Genomic DNA, 20607 nt, shown 5'->3' on the forward strand with positions numbered 1-20607 from the left:
TCAATTGATCAGAATTTCATCAACGAATACCCAACCTTTGCCACCTGCTCCCGGGTGCCATTTTGGTAAAGGATTGACAGGAGTGAGTTTTGCTTTGATGGCCAAAATACCATTTTGGTTGATTTTGGATTCATACATCTGAAGCATCCTGTCACGGTTTCCTGTAGGTTGCTCCGGTTTTTGTGTATCCACCAACTTCCAATCTGAGTTTTGTGTTTTGATCCAAACTTCCACCTTGGAAGGAGGGAAAATATACGAACCCTCGGCGGCCAAGGTACTGAAGGCAATATTCTGAATATTCTGTGGAGATTTGAAGTCCATTTGAATTTCAAAGGGAGTATCCTGAAAGCCCAACCACTTTCCTGTACCAAAATCTTCATCTCCTTTTTCAAGGTCAAATAAAGTCAAAGCTCCTGACCCTTTGTATGACTTACTGGGTTCAAAGGCAAGTTTGTAACTGTCAGGCTGAATTTTTGACCTGAAAAATACAGCTTGCTTTTCCGTACTTCCCAGCCATCCGTCTGCAAAAGCCCTTGCCCGAAGGGTGGTATTTTTATCCAAACTTATCGGTCCTGAATACACCTGATGGTTGCTGCTGTCAGGCAAAGTATTGTCGAGGGTGTAGAAAATTTTTACCGAACCTATAGGATGCTTGAGAGTAACTTCTGCTTTTTCAGTGAAAATTGAATTTTTATAATGGATTTGAGGACCATTCAATTGATATAAAGTGCCATTATCCTGAAATCCCCCTTCGATTTTTGTATTCGGTAAGTTGGTTTTTAAGGAGGCGATGGCATCCGTGTTTTTATTGGTCCATACATATAGATTCTTCAGCTGACTAAAATCATTAAGGCTTTCAAATGCGGTTTCAGAGAGAGGATTACCACTTAGAGAAAGGTTTTTCAGGTTTTTGAGATTTTTGAGTTCTCCCAAAGTATTCCCTTCAATTCCCGTGAAATTTAGGTTGAGGTCTTCAAGGTTAGGGAAATCAGAAAGTTGTTTGATGTCCCCATCTTTTAATGGCATATTTTGGAAGCTCATTTCTACGACTTGTTCTTTGACTTTTTTCAGGTCGGCGATCGAATTAGGGTCAAACTGGTTTTTTCCAAAAAATGTAACCCTTAGACCTGGAGAATCAGGGTAAGTAGTCACGACTTTTCTGTAATCATTGTTTAGTCCGGCAATGGTTTTGGCACTAGCTGCTTCAAAAGGATAGGATTTGGAGTCCTTACTTGCAAATTTTTCTTTGGCCAAGGCAAAGAATTCAGTTTCAGGATTGTATGCTGTCAGTTTTTTGTCAAAATGAGCGGAATCCAAAATCCAGCTTTGGATCAATGCAAGTTCTGTATCGGTCAATTGCGGCTTTCCCTTGGGAGGCATATGCAGTTCTTCCTCCAAGGGAAGTTGAATATAGACCAAGATATGTGATTTTTGAAAGTCTGTCATATCGATTGCGGGACCTTCTTTTCCTCCTTTCAAAATATATTCGACTTCATCCATTCTTAAGTCACCTTTGACTTTTCCGGCTTTATGGCAACTGATACATTTTTGTTGCAGGATGGGTTTGATGACATGGTCGTAGGCCAGGGCTTCCTCGAAACTTACCTGAGTAACATCAACTTCGCTTTTCAATGGTTCGAAAAGAAAATCCTCTCCATGTGTCAAGGATGCACCAAAATGGCCCGTCGCCAAAACCAAAGCCAACACAACTACTGAAAATCCTTTGGCTAACGATAGTTTGTCTTTCACCCAAAACCAATACCATAAAGTACCTATCCAAAATACCAACAAGCCAGTCCATTGGTGGTTTTCAAAATCTTCTTTGACATAGCCGTCTTCCACACTGAGAAAAAGCCCTGCCAAGACAGTAACTCCTGTAAAGAAAAGTGCAGAAAGCAACAACCATTTCATTGCAAGCTTGGAATTGACTCCCAAGGAATCAGGAAACCAAAAAAGCAAAGCTGCCAAAAACAGCATTACAATGGGGAAATGGAGCAAAAGAGGGTGCATCCTGCCGACAACTTCCAAGAAAGCCGGCAATTGGATGTTGTCTTGTCCAATGACAAGAATAAGAATCAATCCGTGGAGGACAATCAGTGAATTTTCAAGAATTGCAAAGATTTTTTGGCTTTTGGGCATACTGTTAAAACTGTTAAACCAAAATATCTTTTACTACTTTACCGTGTACGTCGGTCAACCTGTACCTTCTTCCCAAGTGTTTGTAGGTAAGCCTTTCGTGGTCTATTCCCATCAGATGCAGGATAGTGGCTTGGAAATCATGGACATGAACCGGATTTTCTACAATGTTGTATCCAAATTCATCTGTTTCTCCATATACCATTCCTGATTTGACACCGCCACCGGCCATCCAAATGGAAAACGCCCTCGGATGGTGGTCGCGGCCATAGTTGTCCACTTGGATTTTACCCTGACAGTAGTTTGTTCTTCCAAATTCCCCACCCCAAATCACCAAAGTCTCATCCAATAAGCCTCTTTGCTTCAGGTCGGTAATCAGCGCTGCTGAAGCCTGATCCACATCCTTTGCCTGTCCGACCATCTGATTGGGCAGGTTGTCATGGGCATCCCATCCCTGATGGTAGAGCTGTACGAAGCGGACGCCGTTTTCAGAAAGTTTTCTCGCCAAAAGGCAGTTGGCAGCGTAAGTTCCGGGAATCAAGCAGTCCGGACCATAAAGTTTGATGATGCTGTCAGGTTCGGATTTGATATCAGTGACTTCCGGTACAGCAGTCTGCATGCGGAAGGCCATTTCATATTGTTGGACTTTGGCTTGGATTTCAGGATCTCCAAAAGTCTCATAATTCATATTGTTCAGTTCGGCCAACTTATCCAACATTCTTCTTCTGTCTTCCCTGTTCATCCCTTTGGGATCTTTGAGATATAGGACGGGATCCTCACTAGCGGAAAATTGAACTCCCTGATGGACTGAATCCAAAAATCCATTGGTCCACAGTTTGGAATATACTCCCTGTCCGTTTCCTTTTCCTCGGCTCAATAGCACACAAAAAGAAGGAAGATTGCTGTTTTCACTTCCAAGTCCATAACTCAGCCAAGCTCCCATACTTGGGCGGTTGCCCACTTGGGCACCCGTCTGGAAAAAGGTCAAAGCCGGGTCATGGTTGATGGCTTCGGTATGCATGGACTTGATGATGCATATGTCATCCACTACTTTGGCCGTATGGGGAAATGCTTCAGAAATCCAGGCCCGGGATTCCCCATATTGGTTGAATTTGAAGAAAGAACCTACCAACGGAAAAGAGCTTTGTCCGGCTGTCATGCCTGTCAGTCTTTGACCTGCCCGGATGGAGTCGGGGAGTTCCTTTCCGATCTGTTGGTTTAGCAAAGGCTTGTAATCAAATGTCTCTAATTGAGAAGGTGCACCGTTTTGAAAAAGGTATATCACTCTTTTTGCCTTCGGAGCAAAATGAGGCAAAGCTTCCATCAAGGCATCTTCACCGCTTTTGCTTTTAAACAAATCAGGAATCAATAGGCTACCTAAAGCAACACTGCCCAAACCCAAACTGACCTTTGAAAGAAACTTCCTTCTGTTCTCGTTTAATCCGTATTCAAATTGTTCTTTTTCCATCTCAAATTCTGGTTATTGCTTCTTCAAGGTTATACATCGCCAATATGACTTGCATCATAGCAGCTGTATTTGGTTTAATTTTTTCTTCATCAATGGGGTATTCTCCTATTCGGAATAGGTCATCGGCTGCTTGTTTGTCTTTGCTGAATCTGGCATATTCTTCTTTGAAATAGCCTGATAAAATATCCAATTCCTTTGAATTTGGAGCCCTGCAAAGGATTCTTTTAAATGCCTCTTCAATTGCATTTTCGGGTTCGGCTTCCTTTTCGGTCAATTGACTTGCCAAAACCCGCGATGCTTCCAATACCAGCGGATCATTCATCATGACCAATGCCTGTAACGGGGTATTTGTTCTTCCACGGTTAACTTCGCACAGATCCCGGTTAGACCCATCAAAAATGATCGGCATCGGAGGTGGAGAAGTGAGCTTGATAAATGTGTAAAGGCCTCTTCTGTAAAGCTTTTCTCCTTTGTCCTGTTTGTAGGTTTTGAGTTCACCTCGACCGGAGGTAGCTGCTTCCCAAAGCCCTTCAGGCTGATAAGGCTTCACGCTTGGCCCACCTATTTCAGGTACTAGTAGGCCCGAACTCGCCAATACCAAATCCCTGATATTCTCTGCAGGCAATCTCAATCTAGGTGACCTAGCCAGATAAATATTGTCAGGATCGGTATTCAAATGCTTCTTGGTAACCTTGGAAGACTGCATGTATGTTGCCGAAGTCATAATTTTTTTGAGCAAGCGCTTTACATCCCAATCATTTTCCATAAAATCAACAGCAAGCCAATCCAAGAGCTCGGGATGGGATGGAAGATCTCCCTGCATGCCGAAATCTCCGGTTGATTTTACAATGCCGACTCCGAAGATTTCCTGCCACATCAGATTGACAAAAACCCTTGCCGTGAGCGGGTTGTTTTTGTCTACAGTCCACTGTGCAAGTCCAAGCCTGTTTTTGGGCAGATCATCAGGAAAGGAGAAAATACTTTCGGGAGTATTAGGACTGACAGGGGTAGTTCGGGCATCATACAAACCACGGTTTAGGATGTATGTCGTTCTCAAAGTATCCAATTCTTCCATCACAGAGACCATTAGTTTACTGGTGTCCTGATGGTTGATAAATGTAAGGAGTTCATTGATATCATCTCTTTCTATCCAAAGGATCGGGGTTTTAGCAGGTTTGGATTGGGAGACGTCACCTTCATATCCCTTTTCGGGAGTATTGTTAAAAAAGGCAAACATCTCATAGAAGTTTTTCTGCGAAATGGGATCGTACTTATGGTCGTGACATTGCGCGCATTCCATGGTGATTCCGAGGATTCCCTTGCTGAATGTGTTGGACTTGTCAAGGACATATTCGACCCTGTATTCCTCAGGAATGACACCGCCTTCTTCTGTGTATTTATGATTTCTGTTGAAAGCTGTGGCTAAGATCTGTTCTTTTGTTGCATTTGGAAGCATATCACCTGCCAACTGCCACGTGATGAATTCGTCATAAGGAATATTTTTGTTAAATGCATGAATGACCCAATCCCTGTAAGGCCATTGGGTTCGGATATTGTCATCCTGATAGCCATAGGAATCGGAGTACCTGGAGATATCCATCCAAAGAACAGCCATTTTCTCCCCAAAGGTGGGCAGGTTCATGATTTTGTCAAGGGCTTTTTCGTAAGCTTCAGGACTGTCGTCTTTTTCAAAGGCATTGATCATTTCAGGGGTTGGAGGCAGACCTGTCAGGTCAAGACTAACCCTTTTCAGCAATTCGTGCTTTTCTGCCTGATCATTCGGATCCAAACCCAATTTGTGCATTTTGGCCAAAATGAAATAATCTATTTCATTCCTAGGCCATTCTTTGTCTTTGATTTTGGGTAATTCAGCTTTTTTGGGACTTACAAAAGCCCAATGCGGTTCATACTGCGCCCCCTGTTCGATCCATCTTTTGATCAGGTCGATCTCACTTTCCGTTAGGGAAAGATTTGACTCAGGAGGAGGCATCAGTTCGTTGGGATCGGTACTTACTATCCTGTGGTAAAGTTCGGACCCGGTAAGGTCATTGGGAATGATAGCAAATTTTCCTGGGCTTTCTTTCAGGGCTGCATAGGCAGTTTCAGGTAGATCCAATCTCAAACCTGCTTCTTGCTTGTTGGCGTCCGGACCATGACAGGCAAAGCACTTGTCTGAAAGTATCGGTCGGATATGAAAGTTATAACTTAATTGCTCACCTTCCCCGAAGCTGAGTTCGGGAGAATTGCTTGGCTTACAAGCTACAAAAAGGTAGAGAAGCAGAAAGAGTAAGGGACTGAAGTACTTCATGGTTATCTTTGGCATTATTCAATTCAAGTCAGTAATTTCGTAAAAAAATTAGTAAACTTCAATTTCTTATTCTAAATTTTTACAAATAGGCAGAATAAATAAATTAAATGGCAATCAGAATGACGGCGTTAAATAAGCTTTCTCTAATATCCTGATTTTTCTCTGATTTTTTCTTCCCTGTTTAAATTCTATCTTTAGCCCGAGAACAAATTTTTAAACATGAGTGAATTACCGGCCATTCCAATGAAAAGTTGGGTACAGATTCCAAAAGATTCAGATTTCAGCATTTATAACCTGCCATTTGGGATATTTCAGACCAAGAGGATTTCTCCGAGGGCAGGCATTGCTATTGGAGACAAGATAGTGGACTTAGCAGTCTTGCATGAGGAAGGTTTTTTCTCCGATATGACGCAAATGCCTCACGGGGTTTTCCAAAAAGATACATTGAATGACTTCATTGCTTTGGGTAAGGCTACTACCAAAAGGGTCAGGGAAAAAGTACAGGAACTGCTCAAAGAAGAAAACGGTGCACTGCGCGACCATCAGAGTCGGGGAAAAGCCATCGTAAGTAGGAGTGAAGCGCAGATGTTGCTTCCTGTCAAAATCGGAGATTATACCGATTTCTATAGCAGCCTCGAGCATGCGACCAATGTTGGAAAGATGTTTCGTGATCCTGAAAATGCGCTTTTGCCCAATTGGAAACACCTGCCCGTTGGATACCATGGAAGAGCGTCCTCTATCGTACCCTCCGGTACACCGGTGATTAGACCCAAAGGTCAGTTTAAAGATTCCGACATGGAAAAACCTGAATTTGGGCCAAGCAAAAGATTGGATTTTGAATTGGAAATGGCTTTTGTCATCGGTAAACCCACTAAAATGGGCGACTGTGTCAATACTGAAGATGCCGAAGATTACATCTTTGGTATGGTGCTGTTTAATGATTGGTCGGCCCGTGATATCCAAGCTTGGGAATATGTGCCGTTGGGACCTTTCCTTGGTAAAAATTTCGCGTCAAGCATTTCTCCTTGGATCGTGACTTTGGAGGCCTTGGAAACCTTCAGGGTTGCAGGACCAAAGCAGGAACCCGAAGTGCTACCATATCTCCAATATAAAACAGACCATGCTTTTGATATCAATCTGGAGGTTTTGATCCAACCTGAGGGCCTCAAAGCCACCAAGGTCTGTACTTCCAATTTCAAGTACATGTATTGGAATATCGCCCAACAGCTTGCCCACCATACTATCAACGGCTGTAATATCAATGTGGGAGACATGATGGCTTCGGGAACGATCTCAGGCCCGACCGAAGACAGCTTTGGTTCCATGCTTGAACTTTCATGGAAAGGAACAAAACCGGTATTATTGGAAGAAGGAGGCGAACGCAAATTTATCCAAGACGGAGATTCCGTTATCATGAAAGGCTATGCCGAAAAAAATGGAATCCGGATTGGTTTTGGTGAAGTAGAGGGAAAGGTTTTGTCTTCAAAGTAGAAAATAGGATTTTTTATAAAGTAACAAAGCCTTCTGATTTATTGGGAGGCTTTTGTTTTGATTCAAATTGCTGCTTTCTTCTTGTTTTATTTCTGAGATTTTTTGTAGCATCTTAAGAAATGAAAAAGTGTTATTTCAAAAATTTAGAACTTGATTTCAGCTTCACCAAAACTTCATTTCATCCCCTCATATTAAATCTTATTTTTGCAGCGAATATCTATTAAAACCTACCTGAGATGAATCACATCAATCCCACCACCACACAAGCTTGGTCCAAACTCCAACAATTGGCTGATGCCAATAAGGATACCCATATCAAAAATCTATTTGCTGACAGTTCCCGATTCGAAAAATTCTCCATTAAGCTCGAAGACATTCTTGTTGATTATTCCAAAAACCGCTTCGATGAAAACATTTTTTCAGCTTTGCTTGGGCTTGCAAAAGAAACAGGACTGAAAGAAGCGATCGAGGCGATGTACTCAGGTGAAAAAATCAACGGCACTGAAGGACGCGCTGTCCTACATACCGCTTTGAGAAACCGATCCAATACTCCTGTCTATTTTGAAGGAAAGGATGTAATGCCTGACATCAATGCTGTTTTGGCACAGATGAAAGGTTTTGCAGATCAGGTTTCAAATGGAACTTGGTTAGGATATACCGGAAAGCCTATCAAATCCCTGGTCAATATCGGAATCGGTGGCTCCGATTTGGGTCCTGTGATGGTGACTGAAGCTTTGAAACCTTATCAAAATCCCAACTTGGAGATTTTCTTTGTTTCCAATGTGGACGGAACACATATCGCGGAGACATTGAAGAAAGTGGACGCAGAGACAACCTTGTTTTTTATCGCATCCAAAACTTTCACTACTCAGGAAACCATGACCAATGCCCATTCAGCTAGGAATTGGTTTTTGGAACATGCCAAAGCTGAAAGTGCAGTTGCCAAGCATTTTGTGGCCTTGTCCACCAATGCCAAAGCCGTTACTGAATTCGGCATTGATCCTAATAATATGTTTGCTTTTTGGGATTGGGTAGGAGGAAGGTATTCCCTTTGGTCGGCTATCGGGTTGCCCATAGCCTGTGCGATTGGATTTGACAATTTCGAGAAATTGCTTTCCGGTGCACACAGCATGGACCTGCATTTTAGAAATGCTGATTTTGATAAAAATATTCCGGTGATTTTGGCTTTGATCGGATTATGGAATACCAATTTCTTGGGTGCGACTTCTGAAGCCATCCTGCCTTATGACCAATATATGCACCGATTTGCTGCTTATTTCCAACAAGGAAATATGGAATCCAATGGGAAATATGTGACTCGGGAGGGCCAAAAGGTCAATTACAGTACCGGACCGGTGATTTGGGGAGAACCAGGAACCAACGGTCAACACGCTTTTTACCAGCTAATCCATCAGGGAACTCATATGATTCCCTGTGATTTTATCGCTCCGGCGATTTCCCACAATCCCATTTCGGACCATCATGTGAAGTTGCTCTCCAATTTCTTTGCGCAGACAGAGGCCCTGATGAATGGGAAGACCCTTGAGGAAGTAACTGCCGAAATGAGCAAAGCAGGAAAATCGGAAGCGGAAATTGCAAAAATCGCTCCCCACAGGGTTTTTGAAGGAAACCGTCCTACCAATTCTATTTTGGTAAAACAGCTTAGTCCATACACTTTGGGACAATTGGTGGCGATGTATGAGCACAAGATTTTTGTGTTGGGAGTGATTTGGAATATTTACAGCTTTGACCAATGGGGTGTGGAGTTGGGGAAAGTTCTGGCCAATGCCATCCTGACCGAACTGGTAAATGAAAATAAAGTAAGCAATCATGATGCATCTACCAACGGGCTGATCAATGCTTACAAGGAAATGAGAGGGTAGGGAAAAAGTAAGAAGTTTGAAGTCGGAATTACGAATTATTTGACCTTTGAGGTTTTCTCAAACCTCGAAGGTCTTTTCAGTTTTTAAATCTAAATCTGCTTTCTCCTTTGAGTTTTTTTGTAACCTCATTGGTCTTTTTTACAAGCAATTCTATAAAAAAAAAGATTGATTCTTTTTTCAAAAAATTGCAGTCCTGATTATTTCAACCTAAGAGAAAATAACCTAATTGTCTGATTTATAATCAATCAGACTTTTGAGATTGGACTGCAGGTCGGGGATATCCTTTGATTGTCCTTCGTATATGACATTATCTATCCTCCATTTGTTATTTTCTTTGATCAGTATTATTTGGTCTGACCAGCTGTGTTTGTAAGCAGTATTTTGAAACATTACTTTGACATGGGCAACTTGTCCTTCCATGGATATTTTTTCGATGCTTACACTGTCCTGACCTTCATAAAGACTTGTAAAAACATCACCTTCGATCATCATGGGTTTGTCGGTGGGATAGTCACTTTCTTTCATTTTTTTAGCTTCAAAAATTTCCTTTTCAACTGCCTTGCTTACCAAATCTTTTAATTTATTTGAAATCATTACAGTATCAGCTGTTCGGAAGTCGCCGTCATAACCTGAATAAAATCCTTCTATGACGCTTTTTATCTCGGCTTCTTGGTTATTGCTACAACCCATCAAAAGGTATATAGAACAAACAAGGTTGAAATATGGAAATTTGAAATTCATAATCCTAAGTGAGAAATCAATTTGGGACTACAAATGAAACTGCCGCCACAGTAGTGGGGTTGATATTGGGAAATACTTCTACGCCAGACGTCGGGTCTTCCCAATTGTTGGAAATAAAGGAATCGCCATACATTCTGACATAAACTGTCTGTCCGGCTGTAAAGCCCATTTCTAATAATTTTTCTTTGGTAAATCCTGTATTGGCACTCAAGCTTGAAAAACTTAAAACCTCACTTCTAGCAGTAAATTTGGTGTTGGAAACATCAGCAAATGGACCCAAAAAGTATCTTACAAAAGCTTTGTTGGATGAGGTTGGTACAGGGGATAAATTATAATCAAAACTTACGCCCACTTCGCCGTTAAGTAAAAACTCACTGAAACTGAATCCAGTCACTGTGGTAGTGGAAGTTTTTCCAAAAGGAATATTTTGTACAACAGTAGAAATTACATCTTTGACGTATACATGAGAAATTCCAAAAACCCTCAAGGTTCCATACCCTGATTTGCTGATTTCAAACTGGTAACTGTCATAGGGGAGGTCATTGAAAGTATATCTTCCGGTATTGTCAGTTGTTGCTGTGAATGTTTGGCCGGTAAGGTTCGAAGCGGTAACATTAACACCTCCTGCGTCATTGGTTGACACCAATTTGTCATCAAAAGTCTGGATATTTCCCAAAAGAGTTCCTTTGGTTGGAAGTGGAGGGGTGGTATTGTCATCAGAACAAGAGGTTAGAAATAGGACTGAGGAAAGGCTTAGAATAAAAAAAAAACATTTAAAATTAGATTAAAACTGCGTTTCATAAATGTAATTTTTGTTTTCTTTGCTTAAATTATTTTAAATTATATAAATATAGTGTTTAAATATATTAACTTTTGTTTAAAAATTTATTCTATCTGATAATATTTTTATAAAAAAAGGTGTAATTATATCATTAAATAGGCTAGTTTTCCAAATTTTATTTTGTTCATAATTTTAATCATTTGATTAATTTCTTTCCTTCCACATCCCTATCAATCCTATCAACGGCCCAAGTCCCAAAACCGGAAATAAATACATGGGATCAATGTGGATGGAAAGGAAGTTGAGGAGCTGAATGCTGATGATCGTGATGCCAAAGCCGACACTGTTGACGATGGTCAGGGAGGTTCCTCGTGTTGCCTCAGGTGCATTTTGGGCGACCATAGTCGAAAACATCGGTGAATCCGCCGTGACCGCCAATCCCCAAACCATCAAAAATACCAACAGCACTCCTGTAGAATCTTGAAAAATAATCAAAGGAGAAAAAAAGCAACAGGTCCCCGATATGGCAAGTGGAAAGGAGGCTATTACTTTTGGAGTGAATTTCCCTGACAATATTCCCGCAACACTGCACGAAACTGCACCGACAGCGATAATCGTAAACGACCAAAACGCAGCATCCAATTCCAAAGCATGGATTGAATTATAATACTGAAGGATGAAGGGCAAAAAAGCCCAAAATGCGTAGAGTTCCCACATATGGCCAAAATAGCCGTAGGCTGCGGACTGGATGGATTTTGCATGGAAAACCTTAAAAAATGAAGTGAAATCAAATCCATAGCTTTTCTTTCTATAGGGTCCGTTTGGTACCAAAGCAACGATCATTAACCCACCGATCAAAGCCAAAACTGAAGTGGCGTCGATCACATATTTCCAGGGAAGCGGGTCAAGCAAGCTTCTCACCAGATGGGGAAAAGCTGTACCCAAAACCAAAGCCCCAATTAAAAACCCCAAAGATTTGCCAAGACCTTTTTGGAAATAATCCGAGGCTATTTTCATTCCTACCGGATAAATCCCTGCAAGGAAAAAACCAGTTCCAAATCTTAAAAACAGAACTTCAAGAGCACTGATGTCCTCGATCCGGATAGCAAAGTTAAATGCAGAGGCTATCACAGAACTCCAAAAAAACACCCAAGAAGGTGAAAATTTATCTGCAATAGTAAGGACTGCAAATACCAACGTTCCTGCAATAAACCCAAACTGCACCGCACTCGTCAAATGCCCCAGGTATTCAGGTGCCAGTTTGATTTCCTTTGCGAGATCAGGCAATACCGCATTTCCTGCAAACCAAAGCGACGTACTCAAAAACTGTGAGAGGACAATCAGCGGCAGGATTTTTTTCATCTACAAGTATAGACTTCTTTTTGAAAATCTTTTCGATTTTCGAATGTCAAAAAGTTAATAATGAATGAAATCTCTGAATTTTAAAAAATCAAGATTGTTTTGGTTTTCGGGCCTATGGTTAATATTTCCTTTGTTTGATGCTGTCTTTTTCGATTACAGTGAATGAATTTTTAAATTTCATTTTTTTGTTTTCGATCAGGTCTATCAAGACAATCCCCGCTTCTTCAGGTCCTTTACCATTAAATCTGAAAAAAATGACGGATATCGGTTGTTCAATTTTTGTCCTAATAATTATTTCACCGTAATTTTTGTCAAAAGTAAGAATGATTTGATTCCTTTTGGAAGCAAATGAAATTACCTCCAAGTCAGAGATTCCGGAAAGCATTTCTGAAACGCTAAAAACTTTATATCCTTTATTTACTAAAAGTTGATTACTTGGTTTTGGGAAATTTTCATTGGCTAAAAATTCCATTAAATAGTTTTCTCTAAAGGAAAGAATAATTCATTTTCCATATATTTCTTTAAATAGGCGAAGATGGCCTTCAAATCAGTTTTATTCAGCTTTGGATAGGATACAAGTAGCATTTCCTCAGTCTATCCTGAGGATAACAATTCCAAAATCAGTTCAACAGATATCCTCATTCCTTTGATGGTGGGTTTTCCCAAAAGAACTCCTTTGTCAGATACGATGTGTTCTCTCCAATCCATTTTCTTTCAATTTGGACTAGAAATATAAAATTAATGAAAGTTGAAAGGCGTGATGATCAGGATTTACAGGCATCAACATGTGTAGGTTATTTTTCAATTTCATGGATAAACTTATGGCAACTTATGAATTTCCGTCTCTTTCAAGAAAATCACTTTCCTTTCATCACTATAGAATTCCATTCCTGATCGTTGAGCGTAAACAGACGGTTGAGCTCTGACGAAAGCAAAGCCTCCTGCATTTCAATTGTTCTTGTCACAAATGAGTACCTTCATTATTGATTTTCAGAAATTTCGAATTTTAGTCTTCAATTAACCCCTTTTGGTACCTTTCCATGATAAGGGTTTTTTTTCTGATAAGCCTCTGCGAGCGCAAGGAGTTTACCTTCCCCAAAATAATTGCCTACCAAAGTAATGCTCGTCGGCCTTCCTTTTTTGTCAAATCCATTGGGTAAACTCAGTGCCGGATGTCCGGTAAGGTTGGTGATGAGCATTTGTCTTCCTCCAAATGTCGGAGAGATAATGACGTCATAATCTTTGATCAGGGCATGCAATTCTTCTATCAATAAGCGCCTGTGACGGTTGGCCTGTAGGTACTCGACGGCAGGAATAAACCTTGACTGACGCAGGGAGTTTGCCCTTGAGCTTTTATCCTGTTCCACCATCAAGCTGTCTCTGCCCGATAAAATCAACTCATCAAAAAAAGCTCCGGACTCAGCCCTGAGGATAATGTCAAATACGCTGAAGGGATAACCTTTCGGCAATTCAACCTTTTGAGGTTCGATTCCTAATTTACCGAATTCCTCCAAAGTACGCTTGTTATGGATATGGTTGGCAGAGGTGTCTGATTCAAATTGGCTGTAGAAATAGCCGACTTTTAACTTTTTGAGTTCGGCTTCACTTACAAGTTCAAATGAGGCATCATGCACGGAGCGATCCATCCCATCCTGTCCCCTGATATAGTCAAATACAACGGCACAATCTGCCGCATACCTGCATATCGGCCCGACTTTGTCCATACTCCATGAGAGTGTCATAAAACCTGTCCTACTGACTGCTCCAAATGTCGGTCTCAATCCCGTCACGCCACATCTCGTAGAGGGAGAAATGATCGAACCGAGGGTTTCTGTTCCGATAGAGAAAGCAACCAAACCTGCTGATGTCGCCGAACCCGAACCTGCTGATGAACCTGTTGCTCCCTGAGTCAAATCCCAAGGATTTTTGGTTTTACCTCCAAACCATACATCTCCTCTTGCCAAGCTACCTGAGACAAGTTTGCCCAAAAGGACGGCTCCTGCTTCCTCCAGTTTTTTGGCTATAGTAGCGGTTTCATCGATTACCTGATCTTTATAGGGTGCTGCGCCCCAAGTTGTCGGGTAATCAGGGACTGCTGCAAGGTCTTTGATCCCATAAGGAATGCCATGCAGCGGCCCTTTGTAATTTCCTGCAGCAATCTCTTCATCAGCTTTTTGGGCCTGAGTCATGGCCAAATCTTCAGTCACTGTGATAAAAGACAGTAGTTTTGGATCATATTTTTTTATTCTTTCAAGGTAAATCTTGGTAAGCTCAACCGAAGAAATCTGCCTTGATTTGATCAGCCCTGCTAATTCCATCACTGACATAAAGGCGATTTCATTCCTGTTTTTAGGCAATTTTACATTTTCATCCACCTGCCAAACATGCAATCCTTTGGAAGGAACAATCTCCAAATCCATGGGATAAGGATCAAAAGAAATAGCAGGTTCAATATCATTGTCCAAAGAAAAATTCCGCATGCTATCATATCCTTTTCGGTTTTCCGTGAGGTAGGAGAGCATGGTGTCTATCTCCCTTTCATTGAATTCCAGGTTGAGAAGTTTTTGGGCGGCTTTGACATCATCTTTACCGATTGCAGAGGTTTTTTTTGCCAGGACAAAGCCAAATATGACGCCAAACAAGACGCCTAATCCAAGCAGCAACCTAAAGTTTTTTATCATGATAGGTATATTAAGTATTTGAAAATCATATAGTAATCAAAGAACCGGTGAAAGTAATCTTGCAATTCTTTCAGGAAATTCAAGATAAAATGGCCGCTTCTCCCAGTCACCTGAATTCAGTTTTTTGGCAAATTCAAGGTCTTTCATAAAAGAGTCAGTCAACTCCTTGGCAATTCCTGAATCGAAAATATTGACATTGACTTCAAAATTGATGTCAAAACTTCTGATATCCATGTTGGCTGTTCCCACCACACCGATCAGGTCATCGATGACCATTGTTTTGGCATGCACAAATCCTTTTTCATAGAGAAAAACCTGAATTCCTGCTTTCAACAATTCCCCATAGTGAGACCTAGCGGCAGCATTTACGGTAAGGGAATCAGAAATTCCTGGTACTAAAATCCTGACATCCACCCCTGAAAGTGCCGCAACTTTCAGGGCATTGACGATACTTTGGTCGGGAATGAAATAGGGCGTCGTGATAAAGAGCTTGTTCCGCGCGAGATTGATGGCCTTCAGCATCGAAAGCATGATGATGGCCCTTGCATTGTCAGGACCTCCGGCTACAATCTGAACAGCCGATCCAGTCAAGGAATCTTCAAACTGATTGTCAAAATAGACAGAGTCAAGTTGGATTTTTTGACCCGAACAAAAATTCCAATCGCTCAAAAATATATGCTGAAGATGAAGGACGGCAGGACCTTCGATTTTCAAATGGGAATCCCTCCAAAAAAGGTTTTTCTGTGACATGCTGTTGATATACTTATCACAGACATTGATTCCTCCTACAAATCCTATTTTTCCATCGATGACCAAAATTTTTCTGTGGTTTCTGTAGTTCATTTTGCTTGCCAACAAAAAAACCTTGATTTTATTGAAGGCAAATACTTCGATGCCTGCATTTCTGAGTTCGTCTGCAAACTTTCCCCTTATATTCTTGCCTCCAAAATCATCGAAAATAAACCTTATTTCAATCCCTTCCTTTGCTTTTTGGATCAACAGGTCTTTGATCTGATTGCCTAAAGTGTCATTTTCAAAGATGTAATATTCGAGATGGATATGGTGTTTGGCTTTTTTGATGGATTCGATTACTTCGGGAAATTTTTCTTCCCCATTGTTCAATAAAGTGACCTGATTTCCGTCGGTAAGTGGATTATGGCTGTCATTGACCAATAGCTTGACCAAACCCGCCCCATATTTGATTTCCTCTTTATTGGCTTCAAGTGTCTTTTGGGCGTGGAGGATGATTTTATGGTTGAGTTCCTTTATTTTGACATTATCAGCCAATAATTTTTTCTTGAAAATGTTTCTTTTTCTAAAATTGATTCCGAAAAACAGGTAGAAAAGTATGCCTAAAAACGGTACAAAAATCGCGAGCATCAGGTAACTCAGCGTTTTTGAGGAATTTTCGGTATCGTAGATTATCCGGAGACAAACCGAAACCAAGAGTATGATATATAGGCTTTGAAAGATAATAATCCAATCCATGGGATACCTGATTGTGGCGCTTATGGGATAATTATCCCCGGCATTGAATATATCATAAAGATTGAAATAATTGGGGATTATCCCTCAAATCCTATTTTTTTTATAGCTTCTGCTGCTGAAAGGTTTGTTGTGGAACTTTCAAAGTAACAACATGCAGTGACATTTTACTTCTTTTAGTTCCTTTCATTTTTGGATTTGACTTAGATGTCTCCATAGGAGCTGATTGTCTGGAGGCAGCTTGAGAATCTATCCAGAATTAGAGTTGTCATTGTCCGGCCTGCACTATTCATTGAAATTAAGACCACTGAGGGGTACTTCTTGATCTTTGAGAAGGGCACCCGGGTATTTGCGCTATTTTTATTGATGCAGGGCTATTTTTCAATATTTATAACTCTCGGAATCATCGTCATGTAGTTTATGAAATGGATGCTTTTGTAAGGTACTTAGATCATGAAAATTTCTTCCTTTGAGTCATCTTACTCAATGATAGTTTTGTGGTATTTGAATAGAACGGTTTACAATTTAAAAAAAATATCAAACAAGGACATCTCTCACATCCTTATTTCTTGCCAACAATCCTCCGGCAAAAGGACAAATAGGAAGAGTTTTGTTATGGGTTTTTAATAGGAATTATACTCTTGTTTAACAAGTTTTTTACCAAGACCGATACCGCGATATACAAGGCCGACTTCGGTAAGGGCGATGATAATTTTGCCTTTACCGGCTATAAGATCGGTCATCAAAACTGCTTGGAATACAATGTAGGTGGCTGTGAATTTAACTTTGTTTCTGAATTCTTTCTATGGTTTATGAATTGAATTTCAGGATGGTCAAAATAATGATTTCGGTTTTTTGACTCACTTGTCATTTCTTTTATAAATACCTGCTTTTTACCACCATTAACTTTTCCCTTGTCATTTCTTTCATCGAATAGGGAATACCTCCAATACCTTCACCGGAAGCATCCCTTCCTCCAAATGGCATCCAATCCACTCTGAATGCCGTGTGGTCATTGACCATCACGGCTGTAGCATTGAGTTTTTGGACGGTATCAAAGGCAATGTCCAAGTCCTTGGTAAATATCGCGGCTTGAAAATGATAAGGAAGGGAATTGGCAAGGTTTATAGCTTCCTCTCTGTCCGAATAAGGATATACGCAGACAACCGGCCCAAATATTTCTTCTTTGGACACTATGGCCTCCTGTGAAGGAGCCCAAATCACTGTCGGTTCAAAACATGTTTCTGAAATCCTCTTGCCACCACAAAGGATTTTGCCACCTAGTTTTATGGCTTCCTGAACCCATTCTTCGACTCTATCCACTTCTTTAGGCAAAATCAATGGACCTACTTGGGTATTTTTGTCCAATGGATCTCCTACAATTAGTTTCTTGGCTGACTTGGAGATTTCATCGGCCAACTTACGCGCAATGATTTCGTGCACAAAGATTCTTTGAACAGAAACACAAACCTGACCGGCATGGTAAAAACCTCCCTTGACCAAGGCTGAAATCATTTCTTGGAAGTCAGCGTCAGGTTCGACGATCACAGGTGCTGCACCTCCATGTTCCAAGGCACAGCGTGTGCCTGGTGGGAGCTTGGATTTTAGGTACCAGCCGACTTTTGCCGAACCTATGAATGACAAATAATTAACCCTTGAATCGGTAACCAATACTTCGGAGTTTTCATTATCAAGGATCAAGGGCTGAACCCATCCTTCGGGAACACCTGCTTCTTCAAGAATTTTGACAAAAGCCAGACAGGACATCGGTGTGGTAGAAGCAGGTTTGATGATGACCGGACAGCCTGCTGCAAATGCAGTCACGGTCTGATGGACAATGAGATTTAAAGGATGGTTGAAGGCCGAAATGGAAACAACCACACCGATCGGTTCACGAAAGGTGAATGCCAGCCTATTGACTGAGGCTTGAGTCAATCCCATCGGGACTTCATGTCCTGTCAATCTGCCGATCTCTTCTGAAGCTATTTTTATGCCATTGATCGCACGGAGTATTTCCACCTTGGAATCCTGATAGGGTTTGCCACCTTCTTTGGCAGCCGTGATTGTCAATTCTTCTATTTTGGATCTCATCAGCTCTCCGACCTTTTCTAAAATCTCTATTCTTTGGTAGGAGGGAAGCCATTTTTTTCTATCCTGAAAAAGTGAATAGGCAGTTTCCAAAGCCTTGTCAACTTCCTTACTTCCATCCATTTGAATTTCACTAAGGAGACTTTGGTCAAATGGGGAATGTACTTTTAATATATTGTGTGTGATCATTATTTCATGACTTGATCTGGCTTTCTTAAGCGGTAAGTATAGGTTTTTTTCTAAACTGATACCTTGAAGTTATTGCCTTTACAAATGTTTTTATGGTTTGCTTGACTTATTAAACTACCACCAAGTTATCGAATAATTATCCCAAAATAGTTTTTTGACAGCTATTTTCTACTTGTAAAAATAGACTAAACTCCTGTTATTTCTCTGAATTTGACACTTTGCCTTTGGCTGAGGTCTATTTTTTGGCCATTCTGCATTTCTATCAAAAGCGTACTGTTGAAATATGGCTCGATGTTTTTGATGAAGTTCAGATTCAGGATATATTGCCTGTTGGCACGGAAAAATACCTCTTCGGCCAACCTGCTTTCCATGTAAGTCAGCGATTTGTGCAGCAGTGGTTTTTTGTTGTCAAAAAATACCCGAACATAGTTCCCCTCACTTTCTATTAAAAAGATGTCTTTGACCGGTACGAAATAACACTTATCACCATCTTTTATAAAGATTTTTTTGTCAAGGCCAAGTTTTTCAGCTTCTAAGGACTTTTCTTTGATGGTCTTCTTTTGGACTTTATTGATAGCGTCTTTTAACCTTTCGGGATTTACGGGTTTGAGGATATAATCCAATGCATTGACTTCAAAAGCCTGAATGGCAAACTCATCATAAGCCGTCACAAAAATTACATCCGGGGCTTCATCAAGTTTTTCGAGCAATTCAAAACCATTCATTCCCGGCATGTTGATATCCAGGAAAATCATATCCGGTTTGAGGGAATTGATCTGCTCTACGGCCTTGGTGGCGCGGTCGCTGCTGCCGATGATTTCCAATTCTGGAAAAGCCTTTAACATGGTTTCCAGTTCCCTGATGGCCAGGATTTCATCATCGACCAAAAAACATTTCTTATTCATGGTTACTGTATTTCAAAGGATATATAATAGAAACAGATACTTTATCCGGAGATTTGGATTTGAGCAGCAGTTCGGCCTTTTCTCCAAAAAGCGTTTGGAGCCTCCTGCTTGAATTTTTCAGGCCGATTCCTTTGGTTTCATTATCTTTCAATTCTCCTGTATTGCATACTTCTACTTTCAAAGTATGGGAATTGGCAGTGGATTTGATTTCTATGGTGCCTCCATCGGGAAGCTGCGTGATTCCGTGTTTGATGGCATTTTCAGCAAAAGTGAGGATCATTGCAGGTGGGACTTTGGCATCCAAGGTTTCTTCCTGCAGGTCAATATTTACCTCCAATCGGTCCCCAAACCTTATTTTTTCAAGTTCCAAATACTTGACGACCTCATCGATTTCATCCGATAGCCTGATCAAAGGGGTTTTCTCATAGTTCAGTGTAAAGCGTAGCAGTTCGCTTAGCTTGATGATAGCTTCTCTGGCTTTTTCGGCATCTATAAGTACAAGTGCCTTGATGCTGTTCAATGCATTGAACAAAAAATGAGGATTGAGTTGGGATTTGAGAAGTTCAAGTTCAGAGGTTTTGGCCAGGTTTTCGACAATCAGCTTTTGTTGGGAAATAATCCTGTTTCTATCCAAAATATGATAGAGGTAATAGATTATGATCCAAACAACCACATACCGTGCAATATTCATCATCTGTCCCAAAAACTGTATCAGAAAATCTGTAGTAGAGAAAAATTCCGGACTATAAAAGATGTATGGAATGAAAAACGTGCACACCATAATCAAGGTGATAAAAAAAGTATCCAAAAGAGCCTTTCCCCAGATTTTGGAAAGGCTCTTTTCGAATGTAGCAGGTTTGATAAATAAGTTTTTATATAAATGGGAAGCAATCAATCCTGACACTGCCAAAAGGCAAAACTGAATGACATATGCCCAAACAAATTCCCTAATAATAAAGAATGTGTAATTGATAGTTTCTACAAAAACAATCGAAAGCCAACCGACTATCTGCAGCAGCCAATATTGTTGTTTTTTATTCAATCTGATTTTTTTCATGAAACCGATTTATCGACGATTGTTCTTTGATC

15 protein-coding genes are annotated in these 20607 nt (G+C 40.7%); 2 read left to right on the forward strand and 13 right to left on the reverse strand.

Going from position 1 to position 20607, the window contains the following annotated elements; translation table 11 throughout:
• From MMU07_RS02140 to MMU07_RS02150, 3 genes are read right to left on the reverse strand one after another with little or no spacing between them, the layout of a single operon-like run.
• Nucleotides 1-2139: a chitobiase/beta-hexosaminidase C-terminal domain-containing protein gene (locus tag MMU07_RS02140; protein WP_241124180.1), complete on the reverse strand. Its 2139-nt coding sequence runs from the start codon at nucleotides 2137-2139 to the stop codon at nucleotides 1-3.
• A 13-nt stretch (nucleotides 2140-2152) separates the two neighbouring features.
• Nucleotides 2153-3604, reverse strand: a complete 1452-nt coding sequence (locus MMU07_RS02145; protein ID WP_241124181.1) for a DUF1501 domain-containing protein — start codon at nucleotides 3602-3604, stop codon at nucleotides 2153-2155.
• 1 nt (nucleotide 3605) lies between these two features.
• Entirely contained in the window at nucleotides 3606-5912 is a 2307-nt protein-coding gene (locus MMU07_RS02150) for a PSD1 and planctomycete cytochrome C domain-containing protein (RefSeq protein WP_241124182.1), read from the reverse strand.
• A 243-nt stretch (nucleotides 5913-6155) separates the two neighbouring features.
• Between MMU07_RS02150 and fahA the strand changes: the two genes are divergently transcribed.
• Together fahA and pgi are read left to right on the forward strand one after the other, a co-directional pair.
• A complete protein-coding gene (gene fahA / locus MMU07_RS02155; protein ID WP_241124224.1) occupies nucleotides 6156-7403 on the forward strand; it encodes a fumarylacetoacetase in 1248 nt (415 codons plus the stop codon).
• Between the two features lie 236 nt (nucleotides 7404-7639).
• A complete protein-coding gene (pgi, locus tag MMU07_RS02160; RefSeq protein WP_241124183.1) occupies nucleotides 7640-9286 on the forward strand; it encodes a glucose-6-phosphate isomerase in 1647 nt (548 codons plus the stop codon).
• A 222-nt stretch (nucleotides 9287-9508) separates the two neighbouring features.
• On the opposite strand, the gene MMU07_RS02165 is transcribed toward pgi, so the two are convergent.
• From MMU07_RS02165 to MMU07_RS02210, 10 genes are all read right to left on the reverse strand, one after another.
• On the reverse strand, nucleotides 9509-10027 hold the full coding sequence (locus MMU07_RS02165) for a nuclear transport factor 2 family protein (RefSeq protein ID WP_241124184.1): 519 nt from the start codon (nucleotides 10025-10027) through the stop codon (nucleotides 9509-9511).
• A 16-nt stretch (nucleotides 10028-10043) separates the two neighbouring features.
• The gene (locus MMU07_RS02170; protein ID WP_241124185.1) at nucleotides 10044-10703 is read right to left on the reverse strand and encodes a carboxypeptidase regulatory-like domain-containing protein; all 660 of its coding nucleotides are present in this window, start codon (nucleotides 10701-10703) and stop codon (nucleotides 10044-10046) included.
• 309 nt (nucleotides 10704-11012) lie between these two features.
• Entirely contained in the window at nucleotides 11013-12170 is a 1158-nt protein-coding gene (locus MMU07_RS02175) for an MFS transporter (RefSeq protein ID WP_241124186.1), read from the reverse strand.
• Between the two features lie 118 nt (nucleotides 12171-12288).
• Nucleotides 12289-12642, reverse strand: a complete 354-nt coding sequence (locus tag MMU07_RS02180) for a DUF5615 family PIN-like protein (RefSeq protein ID WP_241124187.1) — start codon at nucleotides 12640-12642, stop codon at nucleotides 12289-12291.
• Nucleotides 12643-12764: 122 nt separating this feature from the next.
• Nucleotides 12765-12878 carry a DUF433 domain-containing protein gene (locus MMU07_RS02185; protein WP_241124188.1) on the reverse strand — a complete coding sequence of 38 codons (114 nt, stop codon included), beginning with the start codon at nucleotides 12876-12878 and terminating at the stop codon, nucleotides 12765-12767.
• Nucleotides 12879-13183: 305 nt separating this feature from the next.
• Nucleotides 13184-14851 (reverse strand): amidase, encoded by a 1668-nt coding sequence (locus MMU07_RS02190; RefSeq protein ID WP_241124189.1) that lies wholly within the window; start codon nucleotides 14849-14851, stop codon nucleotides 13184-13186.
• Nucleotides 14852-14887: 36 nt separating this feature from the next.
• Nucleotides 14888-16339, reverse strand: coding sequence for a cardiolipin synthase (cls, locus tag MMU07_RS02195; RefSeq protein WP_241124190.1), 1452 nt, complete (start codon nucleotides 16337-16339; stop codon nucleotides 14888-14890).
• Nucleotides 16340-17212: 873 nt separating this feature from the next.
• Nucleotides 17213-18613, reverse strand: coding sequence for an aldehyde dehydrogenase family protein (locus MMU07_RS02200; RefSeq protein ID WP_241124191.1), 1401 nt, complete (start codon nucleotides 18611-18613; stop codon nucleotides 17213-17215).
• A 185-nt stretch (nucleotides 18614-18798) separates the two neighbouring features.
• Nucleotides 18799-19518, reverse strand: coding sequence for a LytR/AlgR family response regulator transcription factor (locus MMU07_RS02205; protein ID WP_241124192.1), 720 nt, complete (start codon nucleotides 19516-19518; stop codon nucleotides 18799-18801).
• Complete coding sequence (locus tag MMU07_RS02210) at nucleotides 19511-20575, reverse strand: sensor histidine kinase (protein ID WP_241124193.1); 1065 nt, start codon at nucleotides 20573-20575, stop codon at nucleotides 19511-19513. The genes MMU07_RS02205 and MMU07_RS02210 overlap by 8 nt, the downstream gene beginning before the upstream one ends.
• Between the last annotated feature and the right edge of the window lie 32 nt (nucleotides 20576-20607).

Origin of the sequence: Cognataquiflexum nitidum (assembly GCF_022538055.1) — a bacterium.
GTDB classification, from domain to species: domain Bacteria; phylum Bacteroidota; class Bacteroidia; order Cytophagales; family Cyclobacteriaceae; genus Cognataquiflexum; species Cognataquiflexum nitidum.

Coding starts and splice junctions, on each gene's coding strand:
- fahA (WP_241124224.1), top strand. CDS start 6,156: ATGAAAAGTTGGGTACAGATTCCAAAAGATTCAGATTTCAGCATTTAT.
- cls (WP_241124190.1), bottom strand. CDS start 16,339: ATGGATTGGATTATTATCTTTCAAAGCCTATATATCATACTCTTGGTT.
- MMU07_RS02200 (WP_241124191.1), bottom strand. CDS start 18,613: ATGATCACACACAATATATTAAAAGTACATTCCCCATTTGACCAAAGT.
- MMU07_RS02210 (WP_241124193.1), bottom strand. CDS start 20,575: ATGAAAAAAATCAGATTGAATAAAAAACAACAATATTGGCTGCTGCAG.
- MMU07_RS02180 (WP_241124187.1), bottom strand. CDS start 12,642: ATGGAATTTTTAGCCAATGAAAATTTCCCAAAACCAAGTAATCAACTT.
- MMU07_RS02150 (WP_241124182.1), bottom strand. CDS start 5,912: ATGAAGTACTTCAGTCCCTTACTCTTTCTGCTTCTCTACCTTTTTGTA.
- MMU07_RS02185 (WP_241124188.1), bottom strand. CDS start 12,878: ATGGATTGGAGAGAACACATCGTATCTGACAAAGGAGTTCTTTTGGGA.
- MMU07_RS02175 (WP_241124186.1), bottom strand. CDS start 12,170: ATGAAAAAAATCCTGCCGCTGATTGTCCTCTCACAGTTTTTGAGTACG.
- MMU07_RS02165 (WP_241124184.1), bottom strand. CDS start 10,027: ATGAATTTCAAATTTCCATATTTCAACCTTGTTTGTTCTATATACCTT.
- MMU07_RS02140 (WP_241124180.1), bottom strand. CDS start 2,139: ATGCCCAAAAGCCAAAAAATCTTTGCAATTCTTGAAAATTCACTGATT.
- MMU07_RS02145 (WP_241124181.1), bottom strand. CDS start 3,604: ATGGAAAAAGAACAATTTGAATACGGATTAAACGAGAACAGAAGGAAG.
- pgi (WP_241124183.1), top strand. CDS start 7,640: ATGAATCACATCAATCCCACCACCACACAAGCTTGGTCCAAACTCCAA.
- MMU07_RS02190 (WP_241124189.1), bottom strand. CDS start 14,851: ATGATAAAAAACTTTAGGTTGCTGCTTGGATTAGGCGTCTTGTTTGGC.
- MMU07_RS02205 (WP_241124192.1), bottom strand. CDS start 19,518: ATGAATAAGAAATGTTTTTTGGTCGATGATGAAATCCTGGCCATCAGG.